14 protein-coding genes and 1 pseudogene are annotated in these 15,681 nt (G+C 70.2%); 10 read left to right on the forward strand and 5 right to left on the reverse strand.

Annotation, left to right across the window (positions count from 1 at the left end; genetic code table 11):
- Nucleotides 1–3: 3 nt before the first annotated feature.
- The gene (locus tag RMP09_RS14190) at nucleotides 4–1,323 is read left to right on the forward strand and encodes a DUF3422 domain-containing protein (protein ID WP_310566628.1); all 1,320 of its coding nucleotides are present in this window, start codon (nucleotides 4–6) and stop codon (nucleotides 1,321–1,323) included.
- Nucleotides 1,324–1,585: 262 nt separating this feature from the next.
- Here RMP09_RS14190 and RMP09_RS14195 read toward each other — a convergent pair whose 3' ends face one another.
- On the reverse strand, nucleotides 1,586–2,356 hold the full coding sequence (locus RMP09_RS14195) for a DUF4395 domain-containing protein (RefSeq protein WP_310566629.1): 771 nt from the start codon (nucleotides 2,354–2,356) through the stop codon (nucleotides 1,586–1,588).
- A gap of 110 nt (nucleotides 2,357–2,466) precedes the next feature.
- Nucleotides 2,467–3,810 (reverse strand): sigma-54-dependent Fis family transcriptional regulator, encoded by a 1,344-nt coding sequence (locus tag RMP09_RS14200; RefSeq protein WP_310566630.1) that lies wholly within the window; start codon nucleotides 3,808–3,810, stop codon nucleotides 2,467–2,469.
- A 197-nt stretch (nucleotides 3,811–4,007) separates the two neighbouring features.
- Between RMP09_RS14200 and RMP09_RS14205 the strand changes: the two genes are divergently transcribed.
- Genes RMP09_RS14205 through RMP09_RS14215 form a run of 3 tightly spaced genes read left to right on the forward strand, consistent with a single transcriptional unit; the run spans nucleotide 4,008 to nucleotide 6,534 of the window.
- A complete protein-coding gene (locus RMP09_RS14205) occupies nucleotides 4,008–4,667 on the forward strand; it encodes a hypothetical protein (protein ID WP_310566631.1) in 660 nt (219 codons plus the stop codon).
- Nucleotides 4,664–5,803 (forward strand): NAD(P)/FAD-dependent oxidoreductase, encoded by a 1,140-nt coding sequence (locus RMP09_RS14210; RefSeq protein WP_310566632.1) that lies wholly within the window; start codon nucleotides 4,664–4,666, stop codon nucleotides 5,801–5,803. The genes RMP09_RS14205 and RMP09_RS14210 overlap by 4 nt, the downstream gene beginning before the upstream one ends.
- A 20-nt stretch (nucleotides 5,804–5,823) precedes the next feature.
- Nucleotides 5,824–6,534: a class I SAM-dependent methyltransferase gene (locus tag RMP09_RS14215; RefSeq protein ID WP_310566633.1), complete on the forward strand. Its 711-nt coding sequence runs from the start codon at nucleotides 5,824–5,826 to the stop codon at nucleotides 6,532–6,534.
- Nucleotides 6,535–6,711: 177 nt separating this feature from the next.
- Here RMP09_RS14215 and RMP09_RS14220 read toward each other — a convergent pair whose 3' ends face one another.
- From RMP09_RS14220 to RMP09_RS14230, 3 genes are all read right to left on the reverse strand, one after another.
- On the reverse strand, nucleotides 6,712–8,460 hold the full coding sequence (locus tag RMP09_RS14220; RefSeq protein ID WP_310566634.1) for a SulP family inorganic anion transporter: 1,749 nt from the start codon (nucleotides 8,458–8,460) through the stop codon (nucleotides 6,712–6,714).
- 5 nt (nucleotides 8,461–8,465) lie between these two features.
- Nucleotides 8,466–9,590, reverse strand: a complete 1,125-nt coding sequence (mnmA, locus tag RMP09_RS14225; RefSeq protein WP_310566635.1) for a tRNA 2-thiouridine(34) synthase MnmA — start codon at nucleotides 9,588–9,590, stop codon at nucleotides 8,466–8,468.
- Nucleotides 9,591–9,721: 131 nt separating this feature from the next.
- The gene (locus RMP09_RS14230; RefSeq protein WP_310566636.1) at nucleotides 9,722–10,537 is read right to left on the reverse strand and encodes a metal-dependent hydrolase; all 816 of its coding nucleotides are present in this window, start codon (nucleotides 10,535–10,537) and stop codon (nucleotides 9,722–9,724) included.
- 297 nt (nucleotides 10,538–10,834) lie between these two features.
- Here RMP09_RS14230 and RMP09_RS14235 point away from each other — a divergent pair, with 297 nt between their 5' ends.
- The 6 genes and pseudogenes from RMP09_RS14235 to RMP09_RS14260 form a co-directional block, all read left to right on the forward strand.
- A complete protein-coding gene (locus RMP09_RS14235; RefSeq protein WP_310566637.1) occupies nucleotides 10,835–11,641 on the forward strand; it encodes a class III extradiol ring-cleavage dioxygenase in 807 nt (268 codons plus the stop codon).
- A gap of 2 nt (nucleotides 11,642–11,643) precedes the next feature.
- Nucleotides 11,644–12,117 (forward strand): hypothetical protein, encoded by a 474-nt coding sequence (locus RMP09_RS14240; protein WP_310566638.1) that lies wholly within the window; start codon nucleotides 11,644–11,646, stop codon nucleotides 12,115–12,117.
- A 151-nt stretch (nucleotides 12,118–12,268) separates the two neighbouring features.
- On the forward strand, nucleotides 12,269–13,333 hold the full coding sequence (locus RMP09_RS14245) for an extracellular solute-binding protein (protein ID WP_310566639.1): 1,065 nt from the start codon (nucleotides 12,269–12,271) through the stop codon (nucleotides 13,331–13,333).
- A 4-nt stretch (nucleotides 13,334–13,337) separates the two neighbouring features.
- Nucleotides 13,338–14,468, forward strand: a complete 1,131-nt coding sequence (locus RMP09_RS14250) for an ABC transporter ATP-binding protein (protein WP_310566640.1) — start codon at nucleotides 13,338–13,340, stop codon at nucleotides 14,466–14,468.
- Nucleotides 14,469–14,481: 13 nt separating this feature from the next.
- Nucleotides 14,482–15,342, forward strand: coding sequence for an ABC transporter permease (locus tag RMP09_RS14255; RefSeq protein WP_310566641.1), 861 nt, complete (start codon nucleotides 14,482–14,484; stop codon nucleotides 15,340–15,342).
- A 75-nt stretch (nucleotides 15,343–15,417) separates the two neighbouring features.
- Nucleotides 15,418–15,681 (forward strand): annotated as a pseudogene (locus tag RMP09_RS14260) (ABC transporter permease); the annotation flags it as partial.

Genomic DNA, 15,681 nt, shown 5'->3' on the forward strand with positions numbered 1-15,681 from the left:
GCCATGCACGCCACGCCCCACCTGCTGCCCCCCAACGACCCGCAACGCGAGCTGCTGCACAACGAGGTGCACGCCCGCCCGCCGGCCCGCATCCGCCTGCCGGCGCTGGTGACCTACGTGGCCTTGCTCAACGAGGGCGTGACGCGCGAGCAGGAATGCGAACACCTGCGCCGCCTGCCGGGGCAGGCGGCGCTGCCGGTCGAGCAGCTCAAGGCCAGCTTCCTGCGGCTGCGCCTGCCGGGCTACACGCTCAAGTGGGAACGCCACACCGAGTTCACCCGCTATTCCATCGTGCAGCCGTTGCCCGCCGGCGCCGGCCTGGGCGCGGTGGACCCGGACCTGGGCGCCGCGCTGGTCACGCCCCCGGGCTGGCTGGCCGGCCTGCCGGGCCAGACCATCGCCGCCATCCACCTGGTGATGACCGAGAGCGACATCCCATCGCCCGCCGAGGCGCTGGCCCAGGCGCGCCACTGGCTGGGCGACCACACCGTGGTGGCCTCGCTCATGGGCAACCAGGGGCACTCCATCGCGGTGACCGATTTCTGGCTGCGGCCCGACGGCTTCGAGCGCCAGCTGGTGATCGCGCCGCCCGGCACGTCTGAAACCCGCGCCGGCCGCATCGCCTCGCGCCTGCTGGAGCTGGAAACCTACCGCCTGATGGCGCTGCGCGGGCTGCCGGCGTCCAAGGCGCTGGGGCCGCTGCTGACGCACAGCGAAGGCGCGCTGGCCGACATCACCGCGCAGCTGGAAAACAAGAGCAACAGCGACCAGGCCTTGCTGGACACGCTGATCGGCCTGGCCGCGGGCGTCGAGCGCGCCACGGCCGAACACAGCTACCGCTTCTCGGCCACCCGCGCCTACGACACCCTGGTGCGCGAGCGCACCACCGAGCTGCGCGAGCAACCCATCCCCGGCACCCGCACGCTGGGCGAGTTCATGCAGCGGCGGATGTCGCCGGCCATGGCCACGGTGCAGTCCACCGCGCAGCGCCTGGCCTCGTTGTCCGACCGCGTGACGCGCACCAGCGCGCTGCTGCGCACGCGGGTGGACATCGCCACCGAAGAGCAGAACCAGCAGCTGCTGGCCAAGCTGACCAAGGGGCAGGAACTGCAGCTGCGCCTGCAGAGCACGGTGGAAGGCCTGTCCATCGCGGCGATCTCGTACTACGTGGTCAGCCTGATCCTGTACCTGGGCAAGGCCGGCAAGGAAGCGGGCCTGCCCCTCAAGCCCGAGCTGCTGGCCGGCGCGCTGATCCCGCTGGTGCTGTGGGCGGTGTGGCGCACCACCAAGAAGATCCACGAGAAGCTGCACGCCGGACATTGACCCCCCCCGCGCCGCGCCTGAAGGCGCGTCACCCCCTCAGGGGGCGGCACTGGCGGCCCGGCGAAGCCGGTTCCGCGGTGCCCTGGAACCGACTCCCCCTCAGGCGTTGAGGGGTGGCCGCCGTAGCGCGGGTTTGATTCGAGGATGCGGTGGAACCGGCTTTGACGGGCAGCTCGCATCGCCCCTTGAGGGGCGGAGCGGTTACGCGAAGCGAACAAGCGACGGGGGTGGGCGCTGACCTGCGGCGCGGGGGGGGGGGGGGTCAAGAACATCCGTTGTGCAGCTTCCACTGGGCTTCGTGGCCCAGGGCCTTGGCGAAGGCCGGCACCTGGCAGCGTTCGGCCTCGGCCGCGCTGGGGGTGCCCGGTGTCGGCTGCAGGCCCATCTCTTCCAGCGTGGCCATGTCGTCGAAGCCGCCTTGCACCGCCCCGGTCTGGTCCACCCAGCCTTGGGCGACCCCAATGGCGCCGATGAACAGCAGCAACACTGCGGCCTGCGGCAGGGCGATGCTCCAGCCTTTCTTTTGCGCCGGCACCTCGCACACGCCGCCGGGGCAGAGCTGGGCTTTCTCGCGGTTGAAGACGTTGTAGAGCTTGCAGCCCAGGCAGATGCCGAAGGCGGTCTCGAAGAACATCAGCGTCAGGCAGCTGGCGCAGACCAGCATGTTCACCGGGCCCATGAAGCGGTTGAGCACCATCAGGTACAGCATGGCCAGGCCGAGCAGCAGGCCCAGGCCCCAGGCAAAGCGCTTCTGCGGCGCGCCCACCCATTCGGGCGCCTGGTGTCGCACGATCCAGCCGCCGACGATCATGCTCGGCGCCCAGCGCGGGTTGAGCATGCGCAGCGCCATGTCGATCAGGAACACGATCACGAACAGCCGCGTGGGCTGGTAGTTGGCGGTCAGCAGCGCGTTCATGAACGAGACCACGGCCGGGAAGAACAGCAGGCCGGCGGCGGCGCGCACGGTGCGTTCGTTGACCACCCGCACCGGGTAGCCCGCAACGGTTTCGCCGAACTGGAAGGGGTTTTGCATCTGTCATTCCTTATATTGGAATGTGATGTTGTAACGGGTTCCGGGCCGCGGCGCCAGCCAAGATGCCCGCACCGCGTGCGTTTTTTTCGGGGGCCGGTGGCGTGCCCGGCTCAGCCCCGAGCCGTGCCGATGCCCAGTGCCTTGAGTTTGCGGTAGAGCGAGCGCTCACTGATGCCCAGGCGCTGCGCCAGCTCGGCCCGACTGCCGGCGTGGCGGGCCACAGTCTCGCGCAGGGCGGCCAGTTCCAGGCTGCGCAGGTCCTGGCCCTCGCCGGCCGGGGCGGCGGGGGCCGGCCGGGCCCAGGCGCCTCGGGGGGCGCCGGGGCGGCGCCCGGTGGCGATGGCCTGGCGCACGTGCTCGGCTTCGATCACGCCGCCGTCGCACAGCAGGGCGGTGCGTTCGAGCAGGTTGCGCAGCTCGCGCACGTTGCCGGGGAAGGCCTGTGTCTCCAGCAGCGCCAGCGCGGCGGGGGCGATGTCCAGGCGCCGCGGCGCGGCCACGCGCGCCAGCAGGGCGGGGGCCAGCAGGGCCACGTCGCCGCCGCGTTCGCGCAGCGTGGGCAGCTGGATCGGGAAGGCCGAGAGCCGGTAGTACAGGTCTTCGCGGAAGCGGCCGTCCTGCATCAGGGCTTCCAGGTCGCGGTGCGTGGCCGCCACCACGCGGATGTCGGTGTGCCGCAGCTCGGTGCTGCCCACGCGGCGGTAGGTGCCGGTTTCCAGCAGGCGCAGCAGCTTGACCTGCATGGGCAGCGGGATGTCGCCCACCTCGTCCAGGAACAGGGTGCCGCCGCTGGCCGCTTCGACCAGGCCGCCGCGCGACGTGGCCGCGCCGGTGAAGGCGCCGCGCTCGTGGCCGAACAGCTCGGACTCGAACAGGTGCTCGGGCAGGCTGGAGCAGTCCACCGCCACCAGGGGCTTGCCCGCGCGCGGGCTGGCCTCGTGCACGGCGCGGGCCACCAGTTCCTTGCCGGTGCCCGACTCGCCCAGCAGCAGCACGCTGGCGCGCGAGGGCGCCACGCGCGCCACCAGGGCCAGCATGCGCTGGAAGGCGTCTGAGCGGCCGATCAGGCCCTGGGCGTCCGACCGGCCCTGGGCCACGCGCAGCGGCTCCATCTTCTCCACATAAAAGGCGGCTTGCCCGTCGGCGCCGGGCAGGGGCGTGAGCTCGATGTTGACGTAGGCCTCGCCGCCGGGCGTGTGGTGCAGGTGCAGCACGCGTTCGCGCTGGCCCGACACGCGCGACTGCGCCAGCGGGCAGGACTCGCCGGCCTGGTCGCAGGGCACGGCGAAGTGGTGCGAAACCTCGTAGCAATGCCGCCCGACGACGCTGCGCGCCGGGCTGTGCTCGCGCCGGTAGGCCGCGTTGGCGGCCAGGATGCGGTACTGCGCGTCGAACAGGATGTGCGGTTCGGGCAGGCCTTCGAGGAAGGCGGTGAGTTCGGGCAAGGGTTTCACGCGGGCTCCGGATCGGCGGGTCTGCCAACGGCTGACATTGTCTGCCGGTTCTGGCAGTCCGGCGCCGCGTGGCCGGGCCGGCGGGCGGCGGCGTGAGCGGCCAAGTCCTGGTGGCGCAGCGCCGGGAAGGGCGGGCCTTGGGGTGGCACGGTTCTTGGAACGGACAGGGCCGGCACCCAAGTCACAGGAGGTTCCAGGTGTTGTTCCGCATCGTGCACGACCCCGTTGGCGGGGAACAGAGCTACCTGCTCGCCGACGCCGAGGCGCGCGAGGCCGTGCTGGTGGATCCGCACAGCCGCGACCTGCCGGTGCTGCAGGCCTTGCTGGGCGAGCACGGCTTGTGCCTGCGCTGGGTGCTGCGCACCCACGAGCACGACGCCCAGCGGCCCGCCGAACGGGACGGGCTGGCCCGCCTGGGCGCGCCGCTGGTGCAGGGCCGCCCTGGCGAGGGCAGCGTGCACCCGGCCGATGGCGCCGAACTGGGCTTTGGTGGCGAGCACCTGCGCGTGATCGAAACCCCCGGGCACACCGCGCACTGCCTGAGCTACGCCTGGCGCGACCGCGTGTTCTGCGGCGGCCTGCTGGCGGCGCAGGCCTGCCCGCACCAGCCCGTGCCGGCCGATCCGGCCGCGCTGTGGGACAGCGTGACCCGGTGCATCTTCACCCTGCCCGACGAAACCCTGCTGTTCGGCGCACACGCGCGGCGCGCCGGCGCGGTCAGCACCGTGTTAGAACAGCGCCGCTGGCACCCCTGGTTCGCCGGCCACACGCGCGACGCTTACCTGGCCCGGGTGGCGGCGCTGGCACAGCCGGCGGGGCCGGCCTTTCCCACCGATCTGGAGACCCCCCTGCCATGAGCCTGTCGACCCCCCGCATCACCGTGATCGGCGCCGGTTTCGGCGCCCTGTCCACCGTGCGCGAACTGCGCCGGCGCGACCGGTCGGCGCAGATCACCCTGATCGCCCCCCGCGCCGAACTGCACTACCTGCCCGGCATCATCTGGATTCCCAGCGGGCTGCGCACACGCGAACAGCTGGTGGTGCCGCTGGACAACTTTCTGCGCCGCATGAACGTGCAGCACCTGGCGGCCGAGGTCACCGGCCTGCGCGACGCCGGACGGGTGGTGGACACCACCGCCGGCGAGGTGGCCAACGATGCGCTGGTCATCGCCAGCGGCGGGCGGTTCATCAAGAAACTGCCGGGCATCGAACACGCCATCACCCCATGCGAAGGCATCGCCGCGGCCGAAAAAATCCGCGACCGCCTGCGCGCCATGACGGGCGGCACCATCGCGGTCGGTTTCGCCGGCAACCCGAACGAGCCCAGCGCCGTGCGGGGCGGGCCGATGTTCGAGTTCCTGTTCGGCATCGACGAGCAGCTGCGGCGCGAAGGCCGGCGCGAGCGCTTCGAGCTGGTGTTCTTCAACCCGACCCGCGAGCCCGGCAACCGCCTGGGCCCTCGGGCCGTGCAGCACCTGCTGGCCGAGATGGCTCGCCGCGGCATCCGCACCCACCTGGGCCACAAGATGCAGCGCTTCGAGGCCGACCAGGTCGTCACCGAAGGCGGGGCATTCGCGGCCGACCTGATCCTGTTCATGCCCGGCATGACCGGCAATGCCTGGTTCGACCAGACCACCCTGGCGCGTTCGCCCGGTGGCCTGCTGCAGGCCGACGCCCACTGCCGCGTGGCCGGCAGCGAGCAGGTCTGGGTGGTGGGCGATTCGGGCAGCTTCCCCGGCCCCGACTGGATGCCCAAGCAGGCCCACATGGCCGACCTGCAGGCCGCTGCCGCCGCCGAGAACCTGCTGGCCGGCCTGCGCGGGCAGGCGCCGTCGGCCACCTTCAAGGTCGAGCTGCTGTGCATCATCGACGCCATCGACCACGGCACCCTGGTCTACCGCAGCCCGCAGCGCCAGATCGTGCTGCCCCCGTCGCGGGTCTTCCACTGGGCCAAGCGCTGGTTCGAAGGGCGGTATCTTCGACAGTACCGCTGAACCCCCGCTCTGGAGCCCCCATGCAACCCGATCCCGACGACCTGCCCACACTGCGCGACGAACTCGACCTGCTGGCCGACCTGGTGCCGCTGACCGAACAACGCATCATCGAACTGGGCTGCGGCAACGCGCGCCTGGCGCGGGCGCTGGTGCAGCGCTGCGCCGGTGCCCAGGTGGTGGGGCTGGAGGTGGACGAGGTGCAGCACGCCCAGAACGTCGCCAACCCGCAGCAACGGCTGGTGTTCATGACCGGCAGCGCCGAGGCCGTGCCCTTCCCCGACGCCAGCTTCGACGGCGCCCTGATGCTCAAGAGCCTGCACCACGTGCCGCTGGACGCGATGGACGCGGCCCTGGCCGAGGTGGCGCGGGTGGTCCGGCCCGGCGGCTGGTGCTATGTGAGCGAGCCCATCTTCGGCGGTGCGCTCAACGAGATCGTGCGCCTCTACAACGACGAGAACACCGTGCGCCGTGCGGCCCAGGCCGCGCTGGACCGCGCCCTGGCGGCCGGCACCCACTGGGAGGCTCTGGCCGAGCGGCGGTTCGCCCAACCCGCCCACTTCCAGGACTGGGCCGAGTTCGAGCAGCGCATGCTCTACCCCAGCTTTGCCGACCACTTCATCACGCCCGCCCTGGCTGCGCGGGTGCGCGCGGCGTTCCTGCCTTACCTGACGGCCGACGGCGCCCACTTCGTGCGGCCCATGCACGTGCGCCTGCTGCGCCGCAAGGGCTGAGAGGCAATCGGTCATGCCCGCCTTGGCGCCCCAAAACCCCGCCTGCGCCGTTGCAAATGCGCGCCGTAGCCCGCGCTACGGCCGTGCTTTGCGCCTTGCCGGCCGTGCATCGGGACGCCCTTTCGGGCACGCCCCATTCCCTCCCAGCCTCTGAGCGCGCCGGGCCCGTTCAGCCGTTCAGATCTGCGCCGCCGGGTCCGGCGCCAGCTGGTCCAGCGCCTGGATCGCCTGGTGGTGGGTGAGGAACACCCGGCCGCTGAGCCGGTCCAGGAAGTCGCTGCGCCGCAGCCGGTCCATCACCGGGCCCTTGACCTCGCTCAGGTGCAGCTGCACGCCCGCGTCCTGCAGCCGCTGGTGGATGTTGCGCAGGCTCTCCAGCGCGCTGGCGTCGATGTCGTTCACCGCGGTGCACTGCAGCACCACGTGGCGCACGTCCGGCCGGCTGGCCAGTTCCGCGGCCACCCGGTCTTCCAGGTAACGCGCGTTGGCGAAGAACAGGCTTTCGTCGACCCGCAGGCCCAGCACGTGCGGCTGCGTCAGCACCTCGTGGCGCAGCACGTTGCGGTAGTGCTCGGTACCGGCCACGTTGCCCACCACCGCAATGTGCGGCCGGCTGCTGCGCCAGATGTGCAGCGTGAGCGAGGCGATCACCCCCACCGTCAGGCCGGTCACCAGATCCGACAGCAGGGTGACCGAGAAGGTCAGCGCCTGGGCGGCGAAGTCGGCCCGCGCGTAGCGCCAGTTCGGCGCGAAGCTGCGAAAGTCGATCAGCGAGCCCAGCGAGATCAGGATGGTCGCGGCCAACGCCGCCATGGGCAACTGGTGCAGCCAGGGGGTGAGGAACAGGGCGGTCAGCGACAGCAGCACGGCGGTGATCAGGCCCGCCGCCGGCGTGCGGCCGCCGCTCTCGGCCACCACCGAGGTGCGCGAAAAACTGGCGCCGACGGCGAACGCCCCCGTCAGCCCCGCGGCCAGGTTGGCACCGCCCATGGCGCGCATCTCGGCGTTGACGTCGATGCGCTCGCGCCGCCGCGCCGCCATGCCCTGGGCAATGGAAATCTGCTCGATGAAGGTCATCACCGCGATCAGCAGGGCCGGCACGACCAGCGCCTGCACGGTGGACGACGGCACCCCCAGCAGCGGCGCCAGCACCAGGCTGGGCAGCCCCTGCGGGATGTCGCCCACCACCGCCAGGCCCTGGGCCTGCCAGTCCAGGGTGGCGGCCAGCCCGATGGACAGCAGCAGCACCAGCAGCGGCGAGGCCTTGGCCGCGAGATCGGCCGCCATCGCGGGCACCCCCAGGCGGCGCAGCACGGGCTTGAGCCAGCGCCGGCCGGCCCACAGCAGGGCCAGCGCCCCCAGCCCCACCGCCAGCGTCAGGCCGTGCACCTGGCCCAGGTGCTGGCCGGCGCTGCGCAGGAAGGTCGGCAGGTTGTCGCTGGCCACCGGCGTGCCCAGCACATGCCGCAGCTGGCTCATGGCGATCAGCAGGCCCGAGGCCGTGATGAACCCCGAGAGCACCGGCTGGCTCAGGAAGCTGGCCATGAAGCCCATGCGCAGCCCGCCCATGACCAGCAGCGCCAGGCCCACCATGACCGCGAGCACGGCACTGGCGGCGACGAACTCGGTCGTGCCGGCGCCCACCACGGCGCCCACCGCCGCCAGCGACATGATGGAGCGCAGGGCCGACGGCCCCGGCCCGAGCACCGTGCTGCTGCACATCAGCGCGTAAATCACCATGGGCACGATGCTGGCGTACAGCCCGGTCACCGGCGGCATGCCGGCCAGCACGGCGTAGGCCAGGCTCTGCGGGATCAGCAGCAGGGTCACCACCGCCGAGGCCGTCAGATCGGCGGCGAACTGCGGGCGTTCGTAGGCAGGGCCCCAGCGCAGGATGGGGAACCAGTCGGTCAGGGTCTGCTGCATGGGGGTCAGGCCGGCGCGTTGGCCGCTTCGGTGTGGATCACGCCCCCGCCCAGGCAGACCTCGCCGTCGTAGAGCACCGCGCTCTGGCCCGGCGTCACCGCCCATTGCGGCTCGGCAAAGCGCAGGGTGAAGCCGTTGGCGTCGGTGGCCAGCGTGCAGGGCGCGTCGCTCTGGCGGTAGCGCGTCTTGGCCGCGATCTGCGTGGCGGTCGGCGCTGTGCCCGCGACCCAGCTCACATCCTCGGCGCGCAGGCTGGGCGCCAGCAGCCAGGGGTGGTCGTGGCCCTGCACCACCCACAGGATGTTTTTCTCGACGTCCTTGCGCGCGACGAACCAGGGCGCGTGCTCGTTGCCGCCCTTCTGCGCACCCTTTTCACGGATGCCGCCGATGCCCAGCCCCTGGCGCTGGCCCAACGTGTAGAACGACAGCCCCACGTGCTGGCCGATGGTGCGGCCGTTCGGGTCCTTGATGGGGCCCGGCTCCTTGCGGATGTAGCGGTTGAGGAAGTCGCGAAACGGCCGCTCGCCGATGAAGCAGATGCCGGTGCTGTCCTTCTTCTTCGCGTTGGGCAGCGCGATCTCGGCCGCGATGCGGCGCACCTCGGTCTTGGGCAGTTCGCCGACCGGGAACATGGTTTTCGAGAGCTGCGCCTGGTTCAGTCGGTGCAGGAAGTAGCTCTGGTCCTTCAGCGGGTCCAGGCCCTTGAGCAGCTCGTGTTTGCCGGTCGCTTCGTTCAGGCGCACGCGGGCGTAGTGGCCGGTCGCGATCTTCTGTGCGCCCAGGCGCATGGCGTGGTCCAGGAAGGCCTTGAACTTGATCTCGGCGTTGCAGAGGATGTCGGGGTTGGGCGTGCGACCGGCCTGGTACTCGCGCAGGAACTCGGCGAACACGCGGTCCTTGTACTCGGCGGCGAAGTTGACGTGCTCGATCTCGATGCCCAGCACATCTGCCACGCTGGCCGCGTCCAGGAAGTCCTGCCGCGTCGAGCAGTACTCGCCGTCGTCATCGTCTTCCCAGTTCTTCATGAAGATGCCGATGACCTCGTGGCCCTGCTGTTTGAGCAGGTACGCGCTCACCGCGGAGTCCACGCCGCCGCTCAATCCGACCACCACACGTTGCTTGTTTGCCATGGGGGGATTATCCCAAGCCCGGCCAGGGCGTGCACCGCGGTCGAACTTGTGAGGCCCCGGCGGTGGCGTAAACCGCTGCAGAAGCGCAGGCTTGCGGTGAGGGCGCTCCGGGGGCGCTGTCCACCGGCGGGTCAGTGGACCTGCAGGGCCTGCTGCGTGAAATGCGCCGACAGCACCGCGATGTTCGCGGGGATGGCGTACTTGTGCGGCGTGTACCCGGGCATCATCGACCTCGCCCGCATGCCCGAGGTGGAGGCCAGCGACAGCAGCTGGTGCTTGAGGCGGATGCGGCAGCGTTCGCCGTGTCGCGGTATGTCGGCCGCGCTCATGATCTTCTCGCAGTCGGCATAGAAGCGAAGCATGTGATGCTGCGCGGACCAGCACATGCGAACCCGGTACAGCGGGTCACCGATCAGGTGCCGGTAGACGTCGAACGCGACATTGCGGTGTTCGATCTCCTCCACCAGGTGCCACTTGAACAGCTTGCCAAACGCCGGGTGGGTGCGGTGGTGGTCGTACAAGCCGCTGTTCAGCATGAAGATGCCCAGCTGCGTGGTGTACGACTCGAAACCCTCGATGTAGCCGATCCGGAACCGATCGGTCCCGTCGGCCAGGTAGCCATCAAATTCGGCTTTCAGCCGGTCGAGGCGTTCTTGCAGGCCGGGGTAGCCGTGCGCCAGCACGACCTTGTTGAAATCGATGTGGCGCTGGTAGTGCTGGGCTTCCTGGCGGCTGAACCGGTCGACGTCTTCGCGCAGCCGGTCGTCGCGGATGCGGTTCATCACACGCCGCAGCGATTTCACGAAGAAGGGTTCCACCTGGCTGACGTACAGCCCCATCGCACTGTGCTGATACGACAGCTTGGCGTTGCCCGCGATGTACAGCGGATGGAAGTCCTCGCTGGCGGGCACCTCGAACCGCATCGTTCGAACGGGAATCGGATGCATGGCAACCTCCTGGATTCCGGACGCGGTTGCCGCAGCAGGGGCCATCGGCCGCGCATCGAATCAATATACGCACTTCGACGGTGTGCGCCAATTGCGGCCGTGCCCGCTCCGACAGATGGGGGGCCGATTCAGGTGGCCAGGGTCGGCCGCGGGATGGGGCGTTGTCCAGCGAGTGTCGCCACCGGGCATCAAAAAAATTGACCACGGACGGCAAAACCCGCGAACGTCGGCGGTCGGGGCGGGGGCTACAGTTTTCCCATGGCGTGCCAGCCGCTGGCGCGCCGAAAGGAAACCACCATGTCCCGTCTGCCCGCCCTGTTCATCTCCCACGGCTCGCCCACCTTCGCCATCGACCCCGGCCTGGCCGGCCCGGCGCTCACCGCGCTGGGCAAGACCTTGCCGCGGCCGAAGGCGATCCTGATCGTTTCGCCGCACTGGATGACGCGCGAGCCGCGCGTGGCCACCACACCGCGCCCGCAGACCATTCACGACTTCGGCGGTTTCCCGCCCGCGCTCTACCAGCTGAACTACCCGGCCCCGGGCGCGCCCGATGTGGCGCAGCGCGCCATCGACCTGCTGCGCGCCGCCGGCTACGCGGCCGAGGCCGACACGCAATGGGGCCTGGACCACGGCGCCTGGGTGCCGCTGCTGCACCTGCTGCCGCAGGCCGACGTGCCGGTGTTCCAGGTCTCGCTGCCCGCGCGGCTGGACGGCGAACGCGCCTACGCCTACGGCCAGGCGCTGGCGCCGCTGGCCGCCGAAGGCGTGCTCATCATCGGTTCGGGCAGCCTGACCCACAACCTGTACGAGGTGCGTTTCGACGCGCCCGATGCCCACGGCGAAACCTACGCGGTCGAGTTCTCCCGCTGGATCAACGACGTGGTGACCGGGCGCGACCACGCCCGCCTGCGGCAGACCATGGACCTGGCGCCGCACGCGCAGCGCGCCCACCCCACGGCCGAACACCTGTGGCCGCTGATGGTGGCCGCCGGGGCGGCCGGTGCCGAGGTGCCGGCCACCCGCATCGACGGCGGCATCACGCACGGCGTGCTGGTCATGGACGCCTTCGTTTTTGGCGACACGGCCGACGCGGTGGCGGCCTGAGCATGGACGCCACCACGCCCGCGACGCTGCGGCTGACGGTGGGTGCAGCGACCACCACGCTGGCGCTGGACGCGCCCGCGGACGCACCCCGCCGCTGGGACTGGCCTCTGGGCCACGCCACGCTCTGGCCGACCCGGCCCGGCGGCCCTTCGCCCGTCATGATCGAAAACGCCATCCAGGGGGTGGAGGACCGGATCGAAACCATGGCGCGCCAGGTGCCCGCCGGTGCGCGGCTGGTGGCCAGCGCCGCGACCCTGGCGCCCCTGCGGCGCGAGGGGGCCATTGCCGGCCTGCAGCAAGGGGCCATTGCCCTCGCGCAGATCGAGCGCGAGTACCAGTCGCTCGCGGCCCGGTCCATGGGGGCGCCGTCGGCGCGCGCCCAGGTGTTCGACCATCCCTCGGGCGATGCGCTGGTGCTCATCCTGCGCGAGTGCCTGCACCACCTGGGCCTGGACGCGGTGCACCTGCAGGATTGAGATGCACCGCGGGTGGGGGCGGGGTGTCACGCGTCTTTCACGCGCTTGACATACGCTGGGCTTTGCCGGAATCTGCGCAAGGCCCCGTTCCGGCACGCCCAAGGGATGGTCTGAGGGCGCTTCCTGTCACCACAACGAAAGCGAGTTCTCCATGCATCGCAAGCTGTCCAAGATCGCCCTGGCCACCCTGTTGCTGGCCACCGGTGCCGCCCAGGCGCAAGACAACACCCTCCGCCTGCTGACCTGGGCCGACTACGTGCCCAAGGACGTGCTGGAACAATTCACCAAGGAAACCGGTATCAAGGTCGAGGTCACGCTCTCGAACAACGAGGAAATGATCTCCAAGCTGCGCGCCACCGCCGGCGCCGGCTTCGACCTCGCCCAGCCCAGCCAGGACCGCATCGCCGGCCCGCAGACCGAATTCGGCATCTACAAGCCGATGGACCTGTCCAAGATCCAGGCCGCGCAGTTCATCCCCTCGATGCTCGAAGCCACCCGCATCAACACCACGGTGGCGGGCAAGGTCTACGCCGTGCCGCACATCTGGGGCACCGACGGTCTGGTGGTGAACACCAAGACCTCCAAGGCCACCGACTACGCCGACCTGTGCGCCGCCGACAACGCCGGCAAGGTCAGCATGCGCCTGAAGCGCCCGACCCTGATCGCCTTCGCGTTCTCGATGGGCAAGAACCCGTTCGCCGCCTACAACGACCCCAAGGCCTACGGCGCGCTGATGGACGAGGTGGGCAAGAAGCTGACCGACTGCAAGGCCAACGTGAAGTTCTACTGGGACGGCAAGGACCAGCTGCTGGCCGGCATGCGCTCGGGCGAGCTGACCACCGCCATGATGTGGGACACCGGCGGCTGGGGCCTGAACAAGACCCATCCGGACATCAAGTTCATCGCGCCCAAGTCCGGCGCGCTGGGCTGGGTGGACACCTTCGCCATCCCGGCCAAGGGCAAGAACGACGCCGCCGCCTACGCCTGGATCAACTTCAACATGCGCCCCGAGATCGCCGCCAAGGTCGCCACCTCGGCGGGCAACTTCACGGCCGCCAAGGGCGGTGAACAGGGCATGGACCCGGTGCTCAAGCAGCAGTTCGCGGCCAGCTTCCCCGAAGCGGCGCTCAAGAACATCAAGTGGTACCCGGCCGTGCCCGCCGGCCTCGAAGACATCGAAGGCCGCGTGCTCGACCGCGTCAAGGCGGCCAAGTAAGCCGATGCCCGCGTCTCCCGCCGTCCTGCCATCCGCAGCGCCGGCGGGCGCCTTCGACCTGGAAGTCCAGGCCGTCCGCAAGCGCTACGGCGCGTTTGCGGCGGTGGACGACCTGAGCTTCGGCGTCCGCTCCGGTTCCTTCTTCTCCATCCTCGGGCCCTCGGGCTGTGGCAAGACCACGCTGCTGCGCATGGTGGCGGGCTTCATCGCGCCCGATGCGGGGGACATCCGCATCAAGGGCGCGTCCATGCACGGCGTGTCGCCCAACCGGCGGCCGGTGAACATGGTGTTCCAGCACCTGGCGCTGTTCCCCATGATGACGGTGGGCGAGAACATCGCCTACGGGCTGGAGCGGCGCGGTATGAAGGGCGCCGCCGCCAAGGCCCGGGTGACCGACATGCTGCGGCGCGTCGGCCTGCCGGGCAGCGAAGACAAGCGCATCGACCAGCTCTCGGGCGGGCAGAAGCAGCGTGTGGCCATCGCGCGCTCGCTGGTGCTCGAACCCGCCCTGCTGCTGCTCGACGAGCCGCTGGGCGCGCTCGATCTGAAATTGCGCGAGCACATGAAGGTCGAGCTCAAGCAGCTGCAGGCCGAGGTCGGCACCACCTTCGTCTACATCACGCACGACCAGAGCGAGGCCCTGGTCATGTCCGACCAGGTCGCGGTGATGAACCACGGCCGTTTTGAACAGCTGGGCACGCCGCAGCAGCTGTACTACCAGCCGCAGACCGCGTTCGTCGCGGGCTTTGTGGGCCACAACAACCGTTTCGAGGGTACGGTCGACACCCGCAACGGCGACCAGGTGCTGTTGCGCACCGCCAGCGGCCTGGCCCTGTGGGCCCAGCGCGTGGGCGCGGTGGAGGTGGGCCAGCCGGCCAGCCTGTTCATCCGCCCCGAGGCGATCGAGATCGGCCGCAGCCCGCGCGAACTGCCCGCGGGCGACCCGGCCTGGAGCGCCACGGTGCAGGCCGTGCTGTTCGACGGCGGCAACTCCACCGTGCAGGTGCAGGAAACGCGCACCGCGACCCCGCTGCACATCGCCCTGCCGCTGACCGGCCGGCTGGCCGACCTGAAGGCGGGCGAGACGGTGCACTTCGCCTACCAGCCGGCGCAGGCCTGGTGCTTCAAGGCCTGATGCGATGAACGACATGGCCACCCACCGCCGCTGGATGCTCGGCCTGCTGCTGGCCCCGGCCCTGCTGTGGCTGGGCGGGCTGGTGGTGCTGCCGCACGTGGAGCTGCTGCTGCTGTCGCTGCAAAAACGCATAGCCCCCGGCGAATATGGTTTCGCGCTCGACCAGTACCGCACCTTCGTGGACGAGCCGCTGTACTGGAACACCTTCGTGCGCACGGCGGTCATGTCGGTGCTGGCCACCGCGCTGACCCTGCTGCTGGCGTTTCCGGTGGCCTGGTACATCGCCAAGGTGGCCAAGGGCCGGGTGCAGATGCTGCTGCTGGTGCTGTGCCTGCTGCCGTTCTGGGTCAGCGAAATGGTGCGCACCCTGGGCTGGCTGATCCTGCTGCGCGAGACCGGCGTGGTCTCCAGCCTGCTGCAGGCCGTGGGGCTGGCGAACCAGCCGGTGGAGCTGCTGTACCACGACGCCACCATCCTGGTCGGCTTGGTCTACGCCTCGCTGCTGTTCATGGTGATCCCGCTGGTCAACAGCCTGGAAAGCCTGGACGACAGCCTGATCGAAGCCGCCTACGACCTCGGCGGCAGCACGGCCAACATCGTGCGCCGCATCGTCATCCCGCACGCGGCGCCGGGCATCGCCGCGGGCTGCATCGTGGTCTTCATGCTCTGCCTGGGCAACTACCTCACGCCCACGCTGCTGGGCGGCAAGAACTCGCTCTGGTTCACCGAGCAGATCTACACCCAGTTCATCACCCGCTTCAACTGGAACCAGGGCGCGGCCTTCGGCTTCCTGCTGCTGTTCCTGTCCAGCCTGCTGGTGTGGGCGGGGCTCAAGCTCACAGGTCAGCGCTTTGGCGCGGTGATGAAGACATGAGCCCCCACGTTCACGCTGTTCACTGCCCCCCGAGGGGGCGCTCAGTGCCCTTCGGGCGGCCGGGCGGGCAATGACATGATCCCCAGCCTGCCCCGTCCCTTCCTGCAGCGCGTTGGCCTGGGCGCCTTCGTCGCCGGGTTCTTCGTGTTCCTGTTCGTGCCGCTGCTGGTGGTGGCGGTGTTCGCCTTCAACAACGCCGACTACCCGACCCCGCCGTGGATGGGCTTCACCTTCGACTGGTTCACCGCACAGAGCGATGCGCGCACGGGTTTGCTGTTCGACGCCGAGCTGCTGCAGAGCATGGGCGTGAGCGCCTGGGTGGCGCTGTGGGTCACGCTG

Source organism: Hydrogenophaga sp., assembly GCF_031426985.1.
Classification (GTDB): Bacteria; Pseudomonadota; Gammaproteobacteria; order Burkholderiales; family Burkholderiaceae_C; genus Hydrogenophaga.